The following is a 17,737-nucleotide window of genomic DNA, read 5'->3' on the forward strand; positions in this document are numbered from 1 at the left end:
GCCCCTCACCACGCCAGGCATGGAGAGGGGCCCCCTTCCGCTCAGCTCAGGGCACCACCACGACGGGCCACCGGCCGGTGCGCACCAGGCGGGTGGCGACCGAGCCGACCAGCCGGTGCCCGGCCTGCTCGGACGCCCCGACCACCACCAGGTCGGCCCGGGTCTCGTCGGCCGCCGCGCAGAGTTCGGCGTACGCGTCCCCACGCCGGCACAGGAAGGTGACCGGCAGGCCCAGTTCCTCGGCGCCGCGCCGGCACTCGTCGCGCAGCTCGGCGGCCAGCTCGTCGTGGGTCTGCTGGATCGCCCCGGCCACCACCCCGGTCATGATCCCGGCGTACGGGGTCGGGGAACTGACGAACACCACGACCAGGCCGGAGCGTTGCCGGCGGGCCAGCCCGGCCGCGTACGCGGCGGCCCGCAGCGAGGTGCGGGTGCCGTCCACGCCGACCAGCACCACCCGGGGCCCGTCTGTGCCGCGTTCGAACGGCAGCGGCCGGGCCTCCGGGCCGTACTCCTCACGCTCGACGGATGCGCTCATGCCGTCGCCTCCGACGCGCTGAGCTGGCTGATTCGCTCGCTCCGCTCGCTCATGGGTCACTCCTGGATGCCGGTCCGGGCCACCGAGGCCCCGCCGCTGGCGGCGACGGTCGACTCCCGCTCGACCTCGGCCGAGATCGCGTCGCCGTTGTGCCGGCGCAGCGGCACCTCCTTGATGAAGACGACCGCGATCAGCGCGATCAGGCCGAACGGGGCGGCGGCCAGGAAGATGTCCCCGGCCCCGTGTCCGTACGCGGCCTCGACGACCGCCCGGATCGGGGCGGGCAGCGCGTGCACGTCGGGCAGGGTGCCGCCGCTGCCGGAGCTGGACGCCTTGATGCCGAGTCCGGCCAGCCCCTCGGCGAGGTAGTCCTTGACCTTGTGGCCGAGCACCGCGCCGAGCGCGCTCACGCCGATCGCGCCGCCGAGGCTACGGAAGAAGGCGACCACCGAGCTGGCCGCGCCGAGTTCGTGCGTGCCGACCGTGTTCTGCACGGCGAGCACCAGGTTCTGCATGGTCATGCCGAGCCCGAGGCCGATCAGCGCCATGAAGATGGCGATCCGCCAGTACGGGGTGTCTGCGCGCAGCGTGCCCATGGTGGCGAAGCCGGCGGTGAGCAGGACCGAGCCGGCGACCAGGTAACGCTTCCAGCGGCCGGTGTTGGTGATGATCCGGCCGACGACCGTGGAGGCGACCAGCAGGCCGCCGATCATCGGCAGGGTCATCAGGCCGGACATGGTCGGGCTCTGGCCGCGGCTGATCTGGAAGTACTGGCCGAGGAAGACCGAGGCGCCGAACATGCCCACGCCGACCGCGATGCTGGCGACCACGGCCAGGGTGATGGTGCGGCTGCGGAACAGGCGCGGCGGGATCAGCGGCTCGCTGGCCCGCTGCTCCACCCGGATGGCCAGCGCGCCGAGCAGCACCGCCCCGATCACCATGGCCGCGCTCTGCCAGGAGATCCAGTCGTACTTGTCGCCGGCCAGGGTGACCCAGATGAGCAGCAGCGAGACGGCTGCGGTGATCAGGGTGGCGCCCCACCAGTCGATCTTCGCCGGGCGCTTCACCACGGGCAGGTGCAGGGTCTTCTGGAGCACGATCAGGGCGAGCCCGGCGAACGGCACGCCGACGTAGAAGCACCAGCGCCAGCCGAGCCAGTCGGTGTCGACGATGACGCCACCGATGAGCGGGCCGCCGATGGTGCCGAGGGCCATCACGGCGCCGAGGTAGCCGCTGTAGCGGCCGCGCTCACGCGGAGCGATCATCGTCGCCATGATCACCTGGGCGAGGGCGGTCAGGCCGCCCGCGCCGACGCCCTGGAGCACCCGGCAGGCGATGAGCTCGCCGGTGGTCTGCGACTGCCCGGCCAGCACCGAGCCCAGCACGAAGATGCCGAGGGCGAGCTGGACCAGGACCTTCTTGCTGGTCAGGTCGGCGAGCTTGCCCCAGATCGGGGTGGTCGCGGTGGTCGCCAGCAGCGTCGAGGTGACGACCCAGGTGTACGCGGACTGGCCGCCGTGCAGCTCGGTGATGATCCGCGGCAGCGCGTTCGAGACGACCGTGGAGGAGAGGATCGCGACGAACATGCCCAGCAGCAGGCCGGAGAGTGCCTCCAGGATCTGCCGGTGGGTCATGTCGCCGGCGGTCGCCCGGGTGGGCGCTGTCGCCTGGGTCATCGTGATTGCCTCCGGGAGCAGGTCGGGGGTGGGTTGCCTCAGGCAACCGTAGAACTTTGGTTGCCTCAAGCAACAACCGGGTGACGACCGGAGGTATTCCTGGGCGAGCCCCGGATCAGAAGGTCTCGTTGAACTTGTGCATCAGCCGGGCGAAGTCCTCGACGTCCTGTTTCGGCCAGCTTTCCATCGTGCGCCGGATCTGCCCGAGTCGGGCCGCCCGCGCCGCGTCGAACCGGCGGGTGCCCTCCTCGGTGAGGCTGAGCTGAGCCGCCCGCCGGTCGGTCGGGTCCGGGTCACGGCGGACCAGACCCAGCCCCTCCAGGCCGTGGATCTGCCGGCTGAGCGTGCCCTTGCCGATGCCGAGCCGGGCGGCCAGGTCGGTGAGCCGGATCGAGCCGCACCGCCGCAGCCAGAGCAGCAGCCCGTACGCGTTCGGCTCCAGGTTGGGGTGGACCTCCCGGGCGATCTCCCAGGACAGCGCCCGTCCGCGGCGCAGCAGCGCGGTCAACTCGTGCTCCACCGCGCGCAGGGTCTCCGGCAGGTGATCCTCCACGGGGGAAGCGTACTCACGCCTGGTCGCTGAGCTGCTGCCGAGCCACCGTACGGAGGTGGCCGTCGCTGGTGGTGCCCTCAATCACCACCTCGGCCGACCGGCCCCGGTGGGTCAGCGTGGCCACCGCGTTGCCGAAGTACGGCCCGGCCAGCTTCTTCCACCGCACACTCGACCGGGGCACCCCGGCCGAGCGGGCCAGCGCGCGGGCGGCCCCGGCCGGCCCGGGGTGCCAGCCGAGCCGCATCAGCGGGCGCATCCCCGCCGGCACCTGATTGTGGATCGGGGAACAGGTGAGCTGGTGCACCGGGGTGCGGACGCTCCGGTCGGCGAACCGGGCCCGGGCCACGTACGAGTGGTGCACGTCCCCGGAGAGCACGCTGATCGAGGCCGGTGGCGCGTACGCCGGCCCGGCGCCGACCCGCGCCCCGGGCCCGGCGGGGGTCCCGCTGCCCAGCCGGGCGAACAGCTCGGCGAGGGCGTCGAAGGAGCGCCGGAACGCACCCCAGTGCTCCAGGTCGCAGGCCCGCCGGATCCGCTCGGAGAGCGACGCCACCCAGGGCCGCCGGGAGTCGGCGAGCCGCTCGTTCCACGTCTCGACGTGATGGATGCCCGGCGGCAGCAGCCAGGGCAGCGAGGCGCCGACGACGAGGTGGTCGTAGACGCCGTGCGCCCGGTCGAGGAACCAGGACCACTCGCCCGGCGGCAGCATCGCCCGGTTGCCCGACTCCAGCACCCGGCTGGAGCGGTTGTCCAGCATGACCAGCCGGGTCCGCCCCAGGTCCAGCGCGTAGCTCCACTGGTACTGCACGGCCCGCCAGCGCTCGGTGTCGTGCGCGAGGTCGGCCTCCTTGTCCACCCGGTCGCCGAACTCGTGCAGCACCCCGGTGGCGTCCTCCGCGGCGGTGACCTTGGCGTACACCGGGTCGGCGGCGATCTCGTCCGGGGACAGGTTGCCCAGGTGCTGGTAGACCCAGTAGGAGGCGAGCCCGCTGCGGATCCGCTCCGCCCACCAGGGCTGCTCGCGCATCTCCGCCCGCCACCAGGCCGAGGTGTTCCAGTCGTCGATCACCTCGTGGTCGTCGAAGATCATCACGCTGGGCACGGTGGAGAGCAGCCAGCGGATCTCCGGGTCGCGCCAGGACTCCAGGTAGAGCTTGGTGTATTCGTCGAAGCTCACCACCTGGGTCGCCGGGGCGCCCTTCGGCCGGCGCCGGCGCCGCCTGAGCAGCCGGCGCACGGTCGGCGAGGTGACGTCGGCGTAGACCTGATCGCCGAGGAGCACCAGCAGGTCGGGCCGGGCGGCCGGGTCCGGGTCGGCCATCAACCGCCGGGCGTACGCGTCCAGCGCGTCCGGGGGCAGCTTCCGGGCGGTCGCGTGCTGGGTGGTCTCCCGGCACGAGCCGAAGATCAGGCTCACTGGCTGGTCCCGGTCGTCCGCGGCCCGGGTACGGATCACGCTGGGCGGAAAGCGGCTCTCCGGGACCGGCCAGGCGACCTCGTCGTCGATCAGCACCTCGTAGGTCGTGGCGCTGTCCGGGACCAGCCCCGCCACCACCACGATCGCGTAGTGGTGGTCGTACGCCGAGAAGGTCGGCGCGCTGCCCGTGGCGCCGCCGGCCGTGCGGACCGTGACCACCGCGGGCGCGCTGGTCTCCACCCAGACCGTCGCCCGCGTGCCGACGACCCGCCGCAGCAGCGGACCGATGAGCAGGCGGGAGCTGGGCACGGGCACCTCCGAGGGGAAAAAGCTCACCTGTTCTACCCGGCCGGCGGGTTCGGCACGCCTGGCTGCGGCGAGCGTACCCGCAGCTCGACCGTGTGCGGAGGCGGTGAGTGGGACGCCGCCGCCGGCATCTGACAGGATTTCGGGCATGAAGGAATACCTCCTCGTCATCATCGCCCTGCTCGGCGTGCTGATCATCGGCGGCCTCAGCCTCGTGGTGCCCCGGCTGCGCCGGCGCCCCGGGCCGCCGCTGCCGAGGACGGAGGTCGAGACCCGGGCTGAGGAGGACCTGGCCGGCCCACCGGTCCAGGCGCCCGAGGCGGAGGTGTCCACCGGGGTCCTGGTCGAGCCGCCACCGGTGGTCGAGGTGCCGCCGGTGGTCGAGGTGCCGCTCGAGGTGCCCGAGCCCACCGCCGGCCGGCTGGTCCGGCTGCGCTCCCGGCTGTCCCGCTCGCAGAACGTCTTCGGCCGGGGCCTGCTCGGCCTGCTCAGCCGCGAGCGCCTGGACGAGGACGCCTGGGAGGAGATCGAGGACAGCCTGATCACCGCCGACGTCGGCATCGACGCCACCCGGGAGATCGTCGACCGGCTCCGGGAGCGGACCCGGGTGCTCGGCACCCGGTCCACCGGGGAGCTGCGCGCGCTGCTCGCCACCGAGCTGGTCACCGCCCTCGACCCGACGCTGGACCGGTCGCTGAACGCCGACCCCAAGGTGGGCCTGCCCGGGGTGCTCCTGGTGGTCGGGGTCAACGGCGCCGGCAAGACCACTACCTGCGGCAAGATCGCCCGGGTGCTGATCGCCGACGGGCACACCGTCCTGCTCGGCGCGGCCGACACGTTCCGGGCCGCCGCCGCCGACCAGCTGGAGACCTGGGGCAGCAGGGTCGGCGCGGAAACCGTCCGCGGACCCGAGGCCGCCGACCCGGCCAGCGTCGCCTTCGACGCGGTCAAGCGGGGCATCGACACCAAGGTCGACACCGTGCTGATCGACACCGCCGGCCGCCTGCAGAACAAGATCGGCCTGATGGACGAGCTGGGCAAGGTCAAGCGGGTGGTGGAGAAGCACGGCCCGATCGACGAGACCCTGCTGGTGCTCGACGCCACCACCGGCCAGAACGGCCTGGAGCAGGCCCGGGTCTTCACCGAGGTGGTGAACGTCACCGGGGTGGTGCTGACCAAGCTCGACGGGACCGCCAAGGGCGGCATCGTGATCGCCGTACAGCGCAAGCTCGGCATCCCGGTCAAGCTGGTCGGCCTCGGCGAGGGCCCGGACGACCTGGCCCCGTTCGACCCCGTGCAGTTCGTCGACGCGCTGCTCGGGACCGAGCCGCTCGCCCGGGACGCGTAGCCTCGACGTGATGACCGACGATCGCGCCTACGCCGGGTGGCGCGACCCCAGCCACCCGTCGCCGCGCCTCGGGAGACCGTACGTGACTTCACAGGAGATCCCGCTGCATGGCGGGAACGTGAGCACCGTGGTCCGGGTGGGCGACACGGTCCGGCGCAACGCCGGCCCGTGGACCCCTTCGGTGCACGCCCTGCTGCGGCACCTGGAGTACGTCGGCTTCACCGGCGCCCCGCGCGCCCTCGGCATGGACGAGCGGAACCGGGAGGTCCTGTCGTACCTGGAGGGGGAGTGCGGGGAGTATCCGCTGGCCCCGCACTGGGTCACCGACGAGGCCCTGGTGACCGTGGCGACCATGTTGCGGATGTTCCACGACGCCCAGTACGGCTTCAACCCGCCGCCGGGGGCGGTCTGGCGCTCGTTCGGCCCGCCCCCGCCGGACACCGAGGTGATCTGCCACCACGACGCCGCCCCGCACAACGTGATCTGGCGGCCGGACGGCACGCTCGGGTTGATCGACTTCGACCTGGCCTCGCCCGGCGCGCGGATCTACGACGTGGCGTACGCGGCCTGGACCTGGGTGCCGATCTTCTCCGACCGGGACTCGATCACGCTGGGCTGGAAGCACCCGGACCGGCCCCGCCGGCTGCGGCTGTTCGCCGACGCGTACGGGCTGATCCCGCGCGACCGGCACCGGCTGGTCCGCACCATCCGCAAGCGGGTCGTTGACCACGTCGAGGGCATCCGGCGGATGGCCGCGGCGGGCGACCCGGCGTTCGTCCGGATCGTGCACAAGGGGCACCTCCGGCGCCCTATGCGTGACCTGCGGCTGCTCGACTACGAGCGGCACGCCCTGGAGTATGCCCTGCGCTGACCTCCCATTCCGCGGAAAGAGTGGCCGGTTCCTCCCCGGAACGGCCACTCCTTCCGTTTTCCCGGCCATGATCGGCGTTCTTCACACGCCGGAAACAACCCGTCACCCGCCCGAAATCGAGCGGTGTCGGTGCAGGAAACAGCCGCCGAGCAAGCTTCCGCGCAACCGGCTGACGGGCGACGCTGCCAGGACTCAGTCGGAAGGAGGACATCCACACCGAGAGGAGGCAGCGTGGAGATCGACACCGGCAACACCGCCTGGTTGCTCCTGTCGTCTGCGCTCGTGCTGCTCATGACGCCGGGTCTCGCGCTGTTCTACGGCGGCCTGAACCGGTCCAAGGGCGTACTCAACATGATGATGATGAGCTTCTCGTCCATCGGGCTCATCAGTATCCTGTGGCTTTTCTACGGCTTCACCGTCGCCTTCGGCGAGGGCGGCAAGTTCATCGGCGACCTGGGGCAGTACCTGGGCACCAAGACGTTCGTCGGCGAGAGCGACCTGTGGGGCGAGACCGGCATCCCGCTCTACGTCTTCATCGCCTTCCAGATGATGTTCGCCGTCATCACCGTCGCCCTGATCAGCGGCGCGCTCTCCGACCGGACCAAGTTCGCCGGCTGGCTGGTGTTCGCCTTCGGCTGGGCCACCCTGGTCTACTTCCCGGTCGCGCACATGGTGTGGGGCGGCGGCCTGATCGGCGGCGACATCGGCGCGCTCGACTTCGCCGGCGGCACGGCCGTGCACATCAACGCCGGCGCTGCGGCGCTCGCGCTGGTGCTGGTCCTCGGCAAGCGGGTCGGCTGGCCCCGGGAGAGCGCCAAGCCGCACAACGTCCCGCTGGTCGCGCTCGGCGCCGGGCTGCTCTGGTTCGGCTGGTTCGGCTTCAACGCCGGCTCCGAGTTGACCGCCGACGGGGTCACCGCGCTGGCCTTCATCAACACCCAGGTGGCCACTGCCGCCGCGCTGCTCGGCTGGCTCGTGGTGGAGTGGGTACGCGACGGCAAGCCGACCCTGGTCGGGGCCTCCTCCGGCGCGGTGGCCGGGCTGGTCGCGATCACCCCGGCGTGCGCCTTCATCACCCCGGCCGCGGCGGTGCTGCTGGGCCTCGTCGCAGGTGCGGTCTGCGCCCTCGCGGTGGGCCTGAAGTACCGGCTCGGCTACGACGACTCTCTCGACGTGGTCGGCGTGCACTTCGTCGGCGGGTGGATCGGCTGCCTGTGGATCGGCCTGTTCGGCACGGCCTCGGTGAGTTCGCTGGTGACCAGCGACGGCCTGCTGGTCGGGGGCAACGCCACCCTGCTCGGCAAGCAGGCGCTGGGTGCGTTGATCGTGACGGTCTACTCCTTCGTGGTCGCCTACGCCCTCGGCTTCGTGATCGACAAGACGATCGGGTTCCGGGTGTCTGCCGAGGCGGAGGTCGAGGGCATCGACGTCGCCGAGCATGCGGAGAGCGGGTACGACCTGTCGCCCACCACGGGCGGCAGCGCCGGTGGCGCGTTCGCGATGGCCGGGATCGGCGCCGCCAAGCCGGGCCCGGGGCCCACCGACGAGTCGGACGAGCCCGCCGCGCCGGTCAGCGAGAAGGTCGCCGGTTAACGTTCCTGTGATGGAGGGGATGGACATGAAGCTGGTGACCGCGGTCATCAAGCCGTACCAGCTGGACGCGGTGAAGGAGGCCCTGCACGCCCTCGGCGTGGCCGGCCTGACCGTCAGCGAGGTCCAGGGCTACGGCCGGCAGAAGGGGCACACCGAGGTCTACCGGGGTGCCGAGTACACGGTCGAGTTCCTGCCCAAGATCCGGGTGGAGGTGCTCACCGACGAGATGGAGGTCGACAAGATCGTCGACGCCATCGTGGGCGCCGCCCGCACCGGCAAGATCGGCGACGGCAAGGTCTGGGTGACCGGCGTCGAGGAGGTCGTCCGGGTCCGCACGGGCGAGCGCGGCCTGGACGCCCTCTGAGGATGTCTCGATGACCTCGTTGATCAAGGAGAACGCGTCGGGACACCCCGGGAACGGCGACGCGGACCCCTTGGTCAACGAGGTCGTCGGCGTACCCGGGGGGATCGGGGCCCAGGCGCGGGCGCAGCGGGCGGAGGCGATCGACCGGTGGTTGCGGTCGGTGTTTCCGCGGCGGGCGGGGATCGCGCTGGTCGCCGTCGGCGGGCTGGGCCGGCGGCAGTGCGCGCCGTACGGGGACGTCGACCTGGTGCTGCTGCACGCCGGGGTGCCCGGCATCGACGAGCTGGCCGCCTCGCTCTGGTATCCGATCTGGGACGCCGGGTTGCGCCTCGACCACTCCGTCCGGACCGTCGCCGAGGCGCTCTCCGTCGCCCAGGACGACGTCAAGGTCGCCCTCGGCCTGCTCGACGCCCGCCACGTGGCCGGCGATCCGGCCCTCGCCGACCAGCTCGTCCGCACCGCCGCCGACCACTGGCGGCGCACCGCCGTCCGGCAGCTTCCGCGGCTGCGGGAGATCACCGCCGCCCGCTGGGAGACCCACGGCGAGCTGGCCTTCCTCCTCGAGGGCGACCTGAAGGAGGCCGCCGGCGGGCTGCGCGACGTCGGCCTGTTGCGGGCCATCGCGACCGCCGGCGTGACCGACGCGCTGCGCCCCGCCGTGCACGCCGCCCACCGGCGGCTCCTCGACACCCGCGACGCCCTGCACCAGCAGGTCGGCCGCCGGGTCGACCGGCTCGTCGCCCAGGAACGCGACGGCGTCGCCGGGCTGCTCGGGCTGCGGCAACTCCAGCTCGACGCGTCCGGCGCCACCGCCGGGGGCGTGGTGGACGACGGTGACGCGTTGCTGCGCCGGGTCGCCGGGGACGCCCGGACCGTCAGCCACGCCCTCGACGACGCCTGGCGGGCCGCCGACCGGCTCCGCTCCGGGCGCCGCCGGGGCACCGACGGCCGGCCGGTGCGCCGCCCCGTCGCCCGGGACGTCGTCGAACACGACGGCGAGCTGGTGCTCGCCCGCACCGCCATCGGCGCCCGGCCCGACCCCAGCCTGTCGCTGCGGGTCGCCGCCGCCGCGGCCATCACCCGGCTCCCGATCGCCCGGGCCACCTGCGAGTGGCTCGCCGCGTACTGCCCGCCGCTGCCCGCGCCCTGGCCGCCGGCCGCCCTGGCCGCGCTGATCACCCTCCTCGGGGCCGGTCCCGGCCTGGTGCCCGCCTGGGAAACCTGCGACCGGTACGGCCTGGTCGACCGCTGGCTGCCCGAGTGGACCCGGCTGCGCAGCCTGCCCCAGCACAACCCGGTGCACCGGTTCACCCTCGACCGGCACCTGGTGCAGACCGCGTACGAGGCGAGCCGGCACACCCGCGAGGTGGACCGCCCCGACCTGCTGCTGCTCGGTGCGCTCCTGCACGACATCGGCAAGGGACTGCCCGGCGACGGTGCCGCTGGGCGGGCCGGCGGGCCTGAGCCGGCCGGCGCCTTCGTGGACCACAGCATCGTCGGGGCGCCGCTGGCCGAGGCGGTGGCCGCCCGGATCGGGCTGCCCGCGGCCGAAGCCGCGCTGATCGGCGAACTGGTCCGGCTGCACCTGCTGCTGCCCGACGTGGCGACCCGGCGCGACCTGTCCGACCCGAAGACCGTCGCCGGTGTCGCCGAGCAGGTCGGCGACACCACCACCCTGGAGCTGCTGCACGCCCTGGTCCGGGCCGACGCCGCCGCCACCGGGCCGGCTGCCTGGTCCGACTGGAAGGGGCGGCTCGTCGCCGAGCTGGTCGCCCGGGTGCGTACCGCGCTGGACACCGGCGTGGTGCCGGCGCCGCCCGCCCCGGATCCGGCGCTGGTCGCGGGGCCGCTGCCGGTCGTACACCTGGCGGAGGACCGGGTGTCGGTGGCGGCGGCGGACCGACGCGGCCTGCTCGCCACGGTGGCCGGCTGCCTGGCCCTGCACCGGCTGGAGGTGATCTCCGCGGACGCCTCCACGGTCGACGGCCGGGCCCTGGTCGAGTGCCGGGTGCAGCCCCGCTACGGCCTGGCGCCCGACCCGATCGCGCTCACCGCCGACCTGCGCCGCGCGGTCGCCGGCGACGTCTCGGTCACCCAGCGGCTGCGCGGCCGGGCCCTGGCCACCCGCAGCCAGGGTGCCGCCGCGCCGCGGGTGGTCTGGCACCGCGAGGCGGCCACCGACGCGGTGCTGCTGGAGCTGCGCGCCGCCGACGCGGCCGGGCTGCTCTACCGGGTCAGCTGCGCCCTCGACGAGGCCGGCGCCCAGGTCCGGGCGGCCCGGATCTCCACCCTCGGCGCCGACGTGGTGGACGCGTTCTACCTGGTCGGCGGCTGGCCCTCCGACGCCGAACGGGACCGCGTCGAGGCCGCCGTCCTCGCCGCCGTGTAGACGCCGCCTACGTCCCGGGGCGTAGGTGAGGTGCCGCTCGCGGGGCGACGTTGCGCGACCCGGGAAGCGGCAGTCTCGGGGCATGAACCTGCCAGTGCACACCGAAGGGCTCACCAAACGGTACGGCGCACTGACCGCCGTCGACGATCTCCACCTGACCGTGCACCCCGGCGAGGTGTACGGCTTCCTCGGCCCCAACGGCGCCGGCAAGACCACCACCCTGCGCATGCTGCTCGGGCTGGTCCGCCCCACCGCCGGCACGGTACGGCTGCTCGGCCGTCCCCCCGGCGCCGGCCGACTCACCGGGGTCGGGGCGCTGATCGAGGGGCCCGCCTTCTATCCGTACCTCTCCGGGCGGGACAACCTGACGGTGCTCGCCCGCTACGCCGGGGTCGGCGCCGACCGGGTGGCGCTCGTGCTCGACCTGGTCGACCTCACCGACCGGGCCGGCGACCGGTACGCCGGCTACTCGTTGGGCATGAAGCAGCGGCTCGGCGTCGCCGCCGCCCTGCTCAAGGACCCGCGCCTGCTGATCCTCGACGAGCCGACCAACGGCCTCGACCCGGCCGGCATGGCGGACATGCGCACGCTGATCCGCCGGCTCGGCGCGGGCGGCTGCACCGTCCTGGTCTCCAGCCACCTGCTCGGCGAGGTCGAGCAGGTCTGCGACCGGGTCGGGGTGATCTCCCGGGGACGGCTGATCGCCGAGGGGAGCGTCGCCGAGCTGCGCGGCACGGCCGGGCTGCGGGTGCTCGCCGACCCGCTCGACGAGGCGGCGGCACGGGTCCGGACGCTCGTCGGCGCCGAGCGGGTGCGGGTGGTCGACGGCGCGCTGGAGCTCGCCGTCGAGCCGGAGCGGGCCGCCTGGCTCAACACCGAGCTGGTCGGCGCCGGGCTCGCCGTGCGCGAGCTGCGCCCCCGCGAACGGGACCTGGAGCAGGTCTTCTTCGACCTCATCGAGAAGGGAACGGCCGATGTCGCGTAGCTTCCGCGCCGAACTGATCAAGCTGGTCCGCCGCCCGGCGACCTGGCTGCTGCTGGCCATCACACTGGTCCTCGCGCTGATCTTCACCTACGTCTTCCCGTACGCCAGCATCGCCGGCGGGACGACCGGGCCGAACACCGACCGGACCCTGCCCATGCTGCTGCCCGACCAGCTGGTCGGTAACTCGCTCGGCGGCCTGCCGGTCTTCCTCGGCTCGATCGTGCTGATCCTCGGGGTGCTCACCGTCGGCGGCGAGTACGGCTGGGGCACCTGGAAGACGGTGCTCTCCCAGGGCCCGTCCCGGCTGGAGGTGTACGCCGGCAAGCTGCTCGCCCTCGCCGCCGCCGCGCTGGCCGTGGTGCTCGCCGTCTTCGCGGTCGGGGCGGTGGCCAGCGTGCTCATCGCGCTCGCCGAGGGGCAGCCGGTGCACTGGCCGTCGGCCGGCGACCTGCTCACCGGGATCGGCGCGGGGTGGCTCATCGCGACGATGTGGGCCATGCTCGGTGCCGTGCTCGCCGTCGCCCTGCGGGCGGTGGCGCTCCCGGTCGGTCTGGGGCTGGTGTGGATGCTCGCCGTGCAGAACCTGCTCGCCGCGATCGCCGCGCCGCTGCTCGACTGGGTGGCGCAGGTGCAGAAGGGGCTGCCCGGCCCGAACGCCGGGTCGCTGGCCGCGGCGCTGGGCTCGCCCGGCGACACCCCCGGCGTCGCGGCGACGGTCGGGGGCGGGCAGGCGGCCCTCGTGGTCGCGGCGTACCTGGTCGCCTTCGCGGCGATCGGCGGGGCGCTGCTGCGCCGGCGGGACATCGGCTGAGGCCGGCGGGGAGGGACGGCGTGGACCGGAACCGGAGCGGCTGGGGCGACGGCGTCTTCGACGCCCTGGTCGCCCTGGCCCTGCTCGTCATCGGCCTGTTTGGCACCGCGCCGGCCGGCCTCAACCAGGGAGTGGGCACCGGCCGGGCGACGTACCCGCTGGTCGTGGTGGCCGCGCTCGCCCTGGCCGTTCGGCGGCGCTGGCCGCTGGCCACCCTGGCCGTGGTCACCGCGGCGACCACGGCGTACCTGGTGCTCGGCTACCCGTACGGGCCCATCCTGCTCTCTTTCCTCGTCGCGGTTTACACGGTGGCCGCGTACCGGCCGGTGCGGCCCGCGGCGGTGGCCTGCGGCCTCGCCCTGGCCGTGCTGCTGCTCCACGTCTTCGTGGGCGTCCGGTCACTCGGCCTGCTCGGCCTGATGCCCGCTGCCGCCTGGGTGGTCGTGCCGTTCGCGGTGGGCACCACGGTGCGGCTGGGCCGGGAGAGCGCGGCCCGCAACCGGGTGGACGACGCCCGCCGGCTGGCCGACGCCGAACGGCTGCGGGTGGCCCGGGAGGTGCACGACGTGGTCGGGCACGGCCTCGCCGCCATCCACATGCAGGCGGAGATCGCGCTGCACCTGCTGGCCAAGCGGCCGGAGCAGGCCGAGGCGGCGTTGACCGCGATCAGCCGCACCAGCAAGGAGGCGCTGGACGAGCTGCGGGTCACCCTCACCGTCGTGCGGCGCGACGAGCCGGTCGACGAGCGGGCGCCGGCCCCCGGGCTGGCCCAGCTCCCGCAGTTGCGCGAGCGGCTCGCCGGCGCCGGGGTGCCGGTGACCGTCGAGGTCGACGGGGAGCCCCGCGCGTTGCCGGTGGCGGTGGACCTGGCCGCGTACCGGGTGGTGCAGGAGGCGCTGACCAATGTGCTGCGCCACGCCGGCCCGGCCACCGCCATCGTCCGCCTCCGGTACGCGCCCACCGAGGTCACCGTGGAGGTGACCGACACCGGCCGGGGCGCCGCCGCGCCGCCGGGCCGGACCGCCGGCTACGGCCTGGCCGGCATGCGGGAGCGCGTCACCGCGCTGGGTGGGTCGTTCACCGCCGGCCCCGCCTCCACCGGCGGCTTCCGGGTGTACGCGACACTGCCGGTGGAGGAGGCCACATGATCACGGTGTTGCTCGCGGACGATCAGGATCTGGTCCGGATCGGGCTGCGTGCCCTGGTGGAGAGCGAGGACGACCTCGCGGTGGTCGGGGAGGCCGCCGACGGGCTCGCCGCCGTCGAGCTGGCCCGCCGGGAGCGCCCCGACGTGGTGCTGATGGACGTCCGGATGCCCGGCGTGGACGGCATCGAGGCGACCCGACGCATCGTCGCCGACCCCGGGCTGGCCGGCACCCGGGTGGTCGTCCTGACCACCTTCGAGCTGGACGAGTACGTCTTCGACGCGCTCCGGCACGGGGCCAGCGGCTTCCTGACCAAGGACACCCGCCCGGCCGAGCTGCTCCGGGCGATCCGGCTGGTCGCCGAGGGCGAGGCGCTGCTGTCCCCGTCGGTGACCCGGCGGGTGGTCCGGGAGTTCGCCACCCGGCCGGCCCGGGTGCCTCGGCCGCACCCGCGGCTGGACACCCTCACCGACCGGGAACGGGAGGTGGTGGGGCTGGTCGGCGAGGGGCTGAGCAACGCCGAGATCGCCGAGCGGCTGGTGGTGAGCCCGGCCACCGCGCGTACCCACGTGAGCCGGGCCATGGTCAAGCTGGGCGCCCGGGACCGGGCCCAGCTGGTGGTCTTCGCGTACCAGTCGGGGCTGATCGCCTCGTGATCGTCCGGCGGGTTCGGCGCCGGCAGGACCACGGTGGCCACCGTGGGGCGGGCGGAGCTGCGGCCCGGACCAGCGTGATCTCGCGCGGGGGTCGGCTGGCGGGAAGCAGTGGGGAGGCGGGACCGTTACCCTTGCGGGTAGCCGGCCTTGTGCGCGCTGGCTGATCGTGCCCGCCGAAGACGACAAACGGGATGTTCGTGTGTTTGACACCTTGAGTGACCGCCTGTCCGGGATCTTCACCAAGCTCCGCGGCAAGGGACGGCTCACCGACGCCGACATCGACGCCACCGCGCGCGAGATCCGCATGGCGCTGCTGGAGGCCGACGTCGCCCTGCCGGTGGTCAAGGGGTTCATCGCGAACGTCAAGGAGCGGGCCCGGGGCGCCGAGGTCTCCCAGGCGCTCAACCCGGCCCAGCAGATCATCAAGATCGTCAACGAGGAGCTGATCAACGTCCTCGGTGGCGAGGGGCGCCGGCTCCAGTTCGCCAAGCAGCCGCCGACCGTGATCATGCTGGCCGGTCTCCAGGGTTCCGGTAAGACCACCCTCGCCGGCAAGCTGGCCCGCTGGCTCAAGGCCCAGGGCCACCAGCCGCTGCTGGTCGCCGCCGACCTCCAGCGCCCCAACGCCGTCGGGCAGCTCCAGGTGCTCGGCGGCCGGGCCGGCGTCGAGGTGTACGCCCCGGCGCCCGGCAACGGCGTCGGCGACCCGGTGCAGGTGGCGCGCGACTCGATCGAGCACGCCAAGCGGGCCGCCCGGGACATCGTCATCGTCGACACCGCCGGCCGGCTCGGTATCGACGCCGAGATGATGCAGCAGGCCGCCGACATCCGGGACGCGGTCCAGCCCGACGAGGTCATCTTCGTCATCGACGCCATGGTCGGTCAGGACGCGGTCCGCACCGCCGAGGCGTTCCGTGACGGTGTCGGCATCAGCGGCGTGGTCCTCTCCAAGCTCGACGGCGACGCCCGCGGTGGTGCCGCGCTCTCCGTCCGCGAGGTCACCGGGCAGCCGATCCTCTTCGCCTCCACCGGCGAGAAGCTGGAGGACTTCGACGTCTTCCACCCCGACCGGATGGCCAGCCGGATCCTCGGCATGGGCGACGTCCTCACGCTGATCGAGCAGGCCGAGGCGGCCTTCGACGCCGATCAGAAGGAGAAGATGACCGCCAAGCTGATGGGCGGCGAGACCTTCACCCTGGAGGACTTCCTCGATCAGCTCATCGCGGTCCGGCGGATGGGGCCGATCGCCAACGTGCTGGCCATGATGCCGGGCATGGGGCAGATGAAGGACCAGCTCGCCGAGCTGGACGACAAGCACTTCGACCGGGTCACCGCGATCATCCGGTCGATGACCCCCGGCGAGCGCACCAACCCGAAGATCATCAACGGCTCCCGGCGCGCCCGGATCGCCAACGGCTCCGGGGTCACCGTGATGGACGTCAACCAGCTGCTCAACCGCTTCGCCGACGCGCAGAAGATGATGAAGCAGATGGGCGGCATGATGGGCCTGCCCGGAGGCGGCCGGCGCAAGGCGACCAAGTCGCCGAAGAACAAGCGCAAGGGCACCAAGGGCGGCGGCCGGCCGCGTACCGGCGCCGGCCTGCCGGGCGGCTTCCCGGGCGGCATGCCGCAGCTCCCGCCGGGCCTGGACCCGGGGGACCTGGCCGGTGGCCAGGGCCTGCCGCCGGGCTTCAAGCTCCCGAAGATCGACTTCAACAAGCTCGGCAAGGGCGGGGACAAGAACCCTCGCTGACCGCGCGTCGCCGACCTCCGACGGCCCCGTCACCCCGTGGTGGCGGGGCCGTCGTCGTGCCCGCCCGCACCACCGGGCGGGGCGACCTGCTCGCCCGGGACGGGGAGTGATCGGGTAGGACTGTGCACATGGCTCTGCATGTGCGCGGTGTGCTCCTGCCCGACGACGAGGTCCGGGACGTGTGGCTGGTCGGCGACCGCGTCACCTTCGAACCGGTGCCCGGCGCGGAGACCGTCGCCGACGGCGGCTTCGTGCTTCCCGGCCTGACCGACGCCCACTGCCACATCGGCATCGCCCGGGGCGGCGCCCCGATCACCGCGCTTGACCAGGCCCGAGAGCTGGCGCGTACCGACCGGGACGCCGGGGTGCTGGCCATCCGGGACGCCGGCTCGCCGTACCCCTACCCGGAACTCGACGACGACCCGGAGCTGCCGCGGCTGGCCCGCGCCGGCCGGCACGTCGCACCGCCGAAGCGCTACCTGCGGGACATCGGGGTGGAGGTCGGCGCGGCCGAGGTGGCCGCGACGGTGGCGGCGCAGGCCGCCGCCGGCAACGGCTGGGTCAAGCTGGTCGGGGACTGGATCGACCGGGGCGTCGGTGACCTGGCCCCGGCCTGGGACGCGGACACCATGACGGCCGCCGTCGCCGCCGCGCACGCCGCCGGGGCACGCGCCGCGGTGCACACCTTCTCCGAGTCGGCCGTGGAGATCATGGTGCGGGCCGGGGTGGACTCGGTGGAGCACGGCACCGGGCTCAGCCTGGATTTGATCGACCTGATGGCCCGTCAGGGCACCGCGCTGGTCCCCACGATGATCAACATTCAGACCTTCGGTGGCATCGCCGACCAGGCCCGCCCCAGGTTCCCTGGGTACGCCGACCACATGCTCGCCCTGCGCGACCGCTTCCCCGAGGTGGTCCGGGCCGCGTACGAGGCGGGCGTGCCGATCTACGTCGGCACCGACGCGGGCGGGGGCATCGACCACGGGCTGGCCGCCGAGGAGATGTTGCTGCTGCACGAGCGGGCCGGCATGTCCACCGAGGACGTCCTCGCCGCCGCGTCCTGGCGCGCCCGCGAGTGGCTCGGCTTCCCCGGCCTGGTCGAGGGCGGCCTCGCCGACCTGGTCGTCTATCCCGAGGACCCGCGCCGCGACCTCCGGGTGGTCCGCACCCCGTCCCGCATCGTCCTGCGCGGCCGCGTGCTGCGCTGACCCCGTCCCCTGCCGCCTGGCTGACCGCGTCTGTCCGGGAAGAGTGCTCAGTCCGGTGCGGAAGGGCACTCTTTCCGGGAATCTGTGTGGATTTCGCGCGGGGCGCTGGGCTCGGGGCGACGCG

Annotated in this window: 15 protein-coding genes; 11 read left to right on the forward strand and 4 right to left on the reverse strand. The window is 73.6% G+C overall.

Translation table 11 applies throughout. The features are described from left to right. Nucleotides 1-46: 46 nt before the first annotated feature. The 4 genes from ACGF4F_RS06785 to ACGF4F_RS06800 form a co-directional block, all read right to left on the reverse strand. A complete protein-coding gene (locus ACGF4F_RS06785) occupies nt 47-538 on the reverse strand; it encodes a universal stress protein (RefSeq protein WP_357433734.1) in 492 nt (163 codons plus the stop codon). A gap of 56 nt (nt 539-594) precedes the next feature. Then, on the reverse strand, nt 595-2,214 hold the full coding sequence (locus ACGF4F_RS06790) for an MDR family MFS transporter (RefSeq protein ID WP_393075540.1): 1,620 nt from the start codon (nt 2,212-2,214) through the stop codon (nt 595-597). Nucleotides 2,215-2,329: 115 nt separating this feature from the next. Continuing rightward, entirely contained in the window at nt 2,330-2,767 is a 438-nt protein-coding gene (locus ACGF4F_RS06795; RefSeq protein WP_241825026.1) for a MarR family winged helix-turn-helix transcriptional regulator, read from the reverse strand. A gap of 13 nt (nt 2,768-2,780) precedes the next feature. After that, nucleotides 2,781-4,493, reverse strand: a complete 1,713-nt coding sequence (locus ACGF4F_RS06800) for an alkaline phosphatase D family protein (protein WP_357433729.1) — start codon at nt 4,491-4,493, stop codon at nt 2,781-2,783. 145 nt (nt 4,494-4,638) lie between these two features. Between ACGF4F_RS06800 and ftsY the strand changes: the two genes are divergently transcribed. From ftsY to ACGF4F_RS06855, 11 genes are all read left to right on the forward strand, one after another. Next, on the forward strand, nt 4,639-5,838 hold the full coding sequence (gene ftsY / locus ACGF4F_RS06805; RefSeq protein ID WP_357433727.1) for a signal recognition particle-docking protein FtsY: 1,200 nt from the start codon (nt 4,639-4,641) through the stop codon (nt 5,836-5,838). A 10-nt stretch (nt 5,839-5,848) separates the two neighbouring features. Continuing rightward, nucleotides 5,849-6,709, forward strand: a complete 861-nt coding sequence (locus tag ACGF4F_RS06810; RefSeq protein ID WP_393075545.1) for a phosphotransferase — start codon at nt 5,849-5,851, stop codon at nt 6,707-6,709. Between the two features lie 291 nt (nt 6,710-7,000). After that, complete coding sequence (locus ACGF4F_RS06815; protein ID WP_393075628.1) at nt 7,001-8,302, forward strand: ammonium transporter; 1,302 nt, start codon at nt 7,001-7,003, stop codon at nt 8,300-8,302. Nucleotides 8,303-8,327: 25 nt separating this feature from the next. Beyond that, nucleotides 8,328-8,666 (forward strand): P-II family nitrogen regulator, encoded by a 339-nt coding sequence (locus tag ACGF4F_RS06820; RefSeq protein ID WP_198940156.1) that lies wholly within the window; start codon nt 8,328-8,330, stop codon nt 8,664-8,666. Between the two features lie 10 nt (nt 8,667-8,676). After that, a complete protein-coding gene (locus ACGF4F_RS06825; protein ID WP_393075548.1) occupies nt 8,677-11,055 on the forward strand; it encodes a [protein-PII] uridylyltransferase in 2,379 nt (792 codons plus the stop codon). An 82-nt stretch (nt 11,056-11,137) separates the two neighbouring features. Beyond that, complete coding sequence (locus tag ACGF4F_RS06830) at nt 11,138-12,040, forward strand: ABC transporter ATP-binding protein (protein ID WP_357433719.1); 903 nt, start codon at nt 11,138-11,140, stop codon at nt 12,038-12,040. After that, nucleotides 12,030-12,851, forward strand: a complete 822-nt coding sequence (locus ACGF4F_RS06835; protein ID WP_357433717.1) for an ABC transporter permease subunit — start codon at nt 12,030-12,032, stop codon at nt 12,849-12,851. The genes ACGF4F_RS06830 and ACGF4F_RS06835 overlap by 11 nt, the downstream gene beginning before the upstream one ends. 20 nt (nt 12,852-12,871) lie before the next feature. After that, nucleotides 12,872-13,999, forward strand: coding sequence for a sensor histidine kinase (locus ACGF4F_RS06840; protein ID WP_393075552.1), 1,128 nt, complete (start codon nt 12,872-12,874; stop codon nt 13,997-13,999). After that, a complete protein-coding gene (locus ACGF4F_RS06845; RefSeq protein WP_387274363.1) occupies nt 13,996-14,652 on the forward strand; it encodes a response regulator in 657 nt (218 codons plus the stop codon). Before ACGF4F_RS06840 ends, ACGF4F_RS06845 begins: the two co-directional genes overlap by 4 nt. Nucleotides 14,653-14,851: 199 nt before the next feature. Beyond that, nucleotides 14,852-16,405 (forward strand): signal recognition particle protein, encoded by a 1,554-nt coding sequence (gene ffh, locus ACGF4F_RS06850; RefSeq protein ID WP_357433711.1) that lies wholly within the window; start codon nt 14,852-14,854, stop codon nt 16,403-16,405. Between the two features lie 128 nt (nt 16,406-16,533). Further along, nucleotides 16,534-17,613 (forward strand): amidohydrolase family protein, encoded by a 1,080-nt coding sequence (locus tag ACGF4F_RS06855; protein ID WP_357433709.1) that lies wholly within the window; start codon nt 16,534-16,536, stop codon nt 17,611-17,613. Nucleotides 17,614-17,737 lie beyond the last annotated feature (124 nt).

This window comes from Micromonospora sp. NPDC047740, from assembly GCF_043204735.1.
Taxonomy (GTDB): Bacteria; Actinomycetota; Actinomycetes; order Mycobacteriales; family Micromonosporaceae; genus Micromonospora.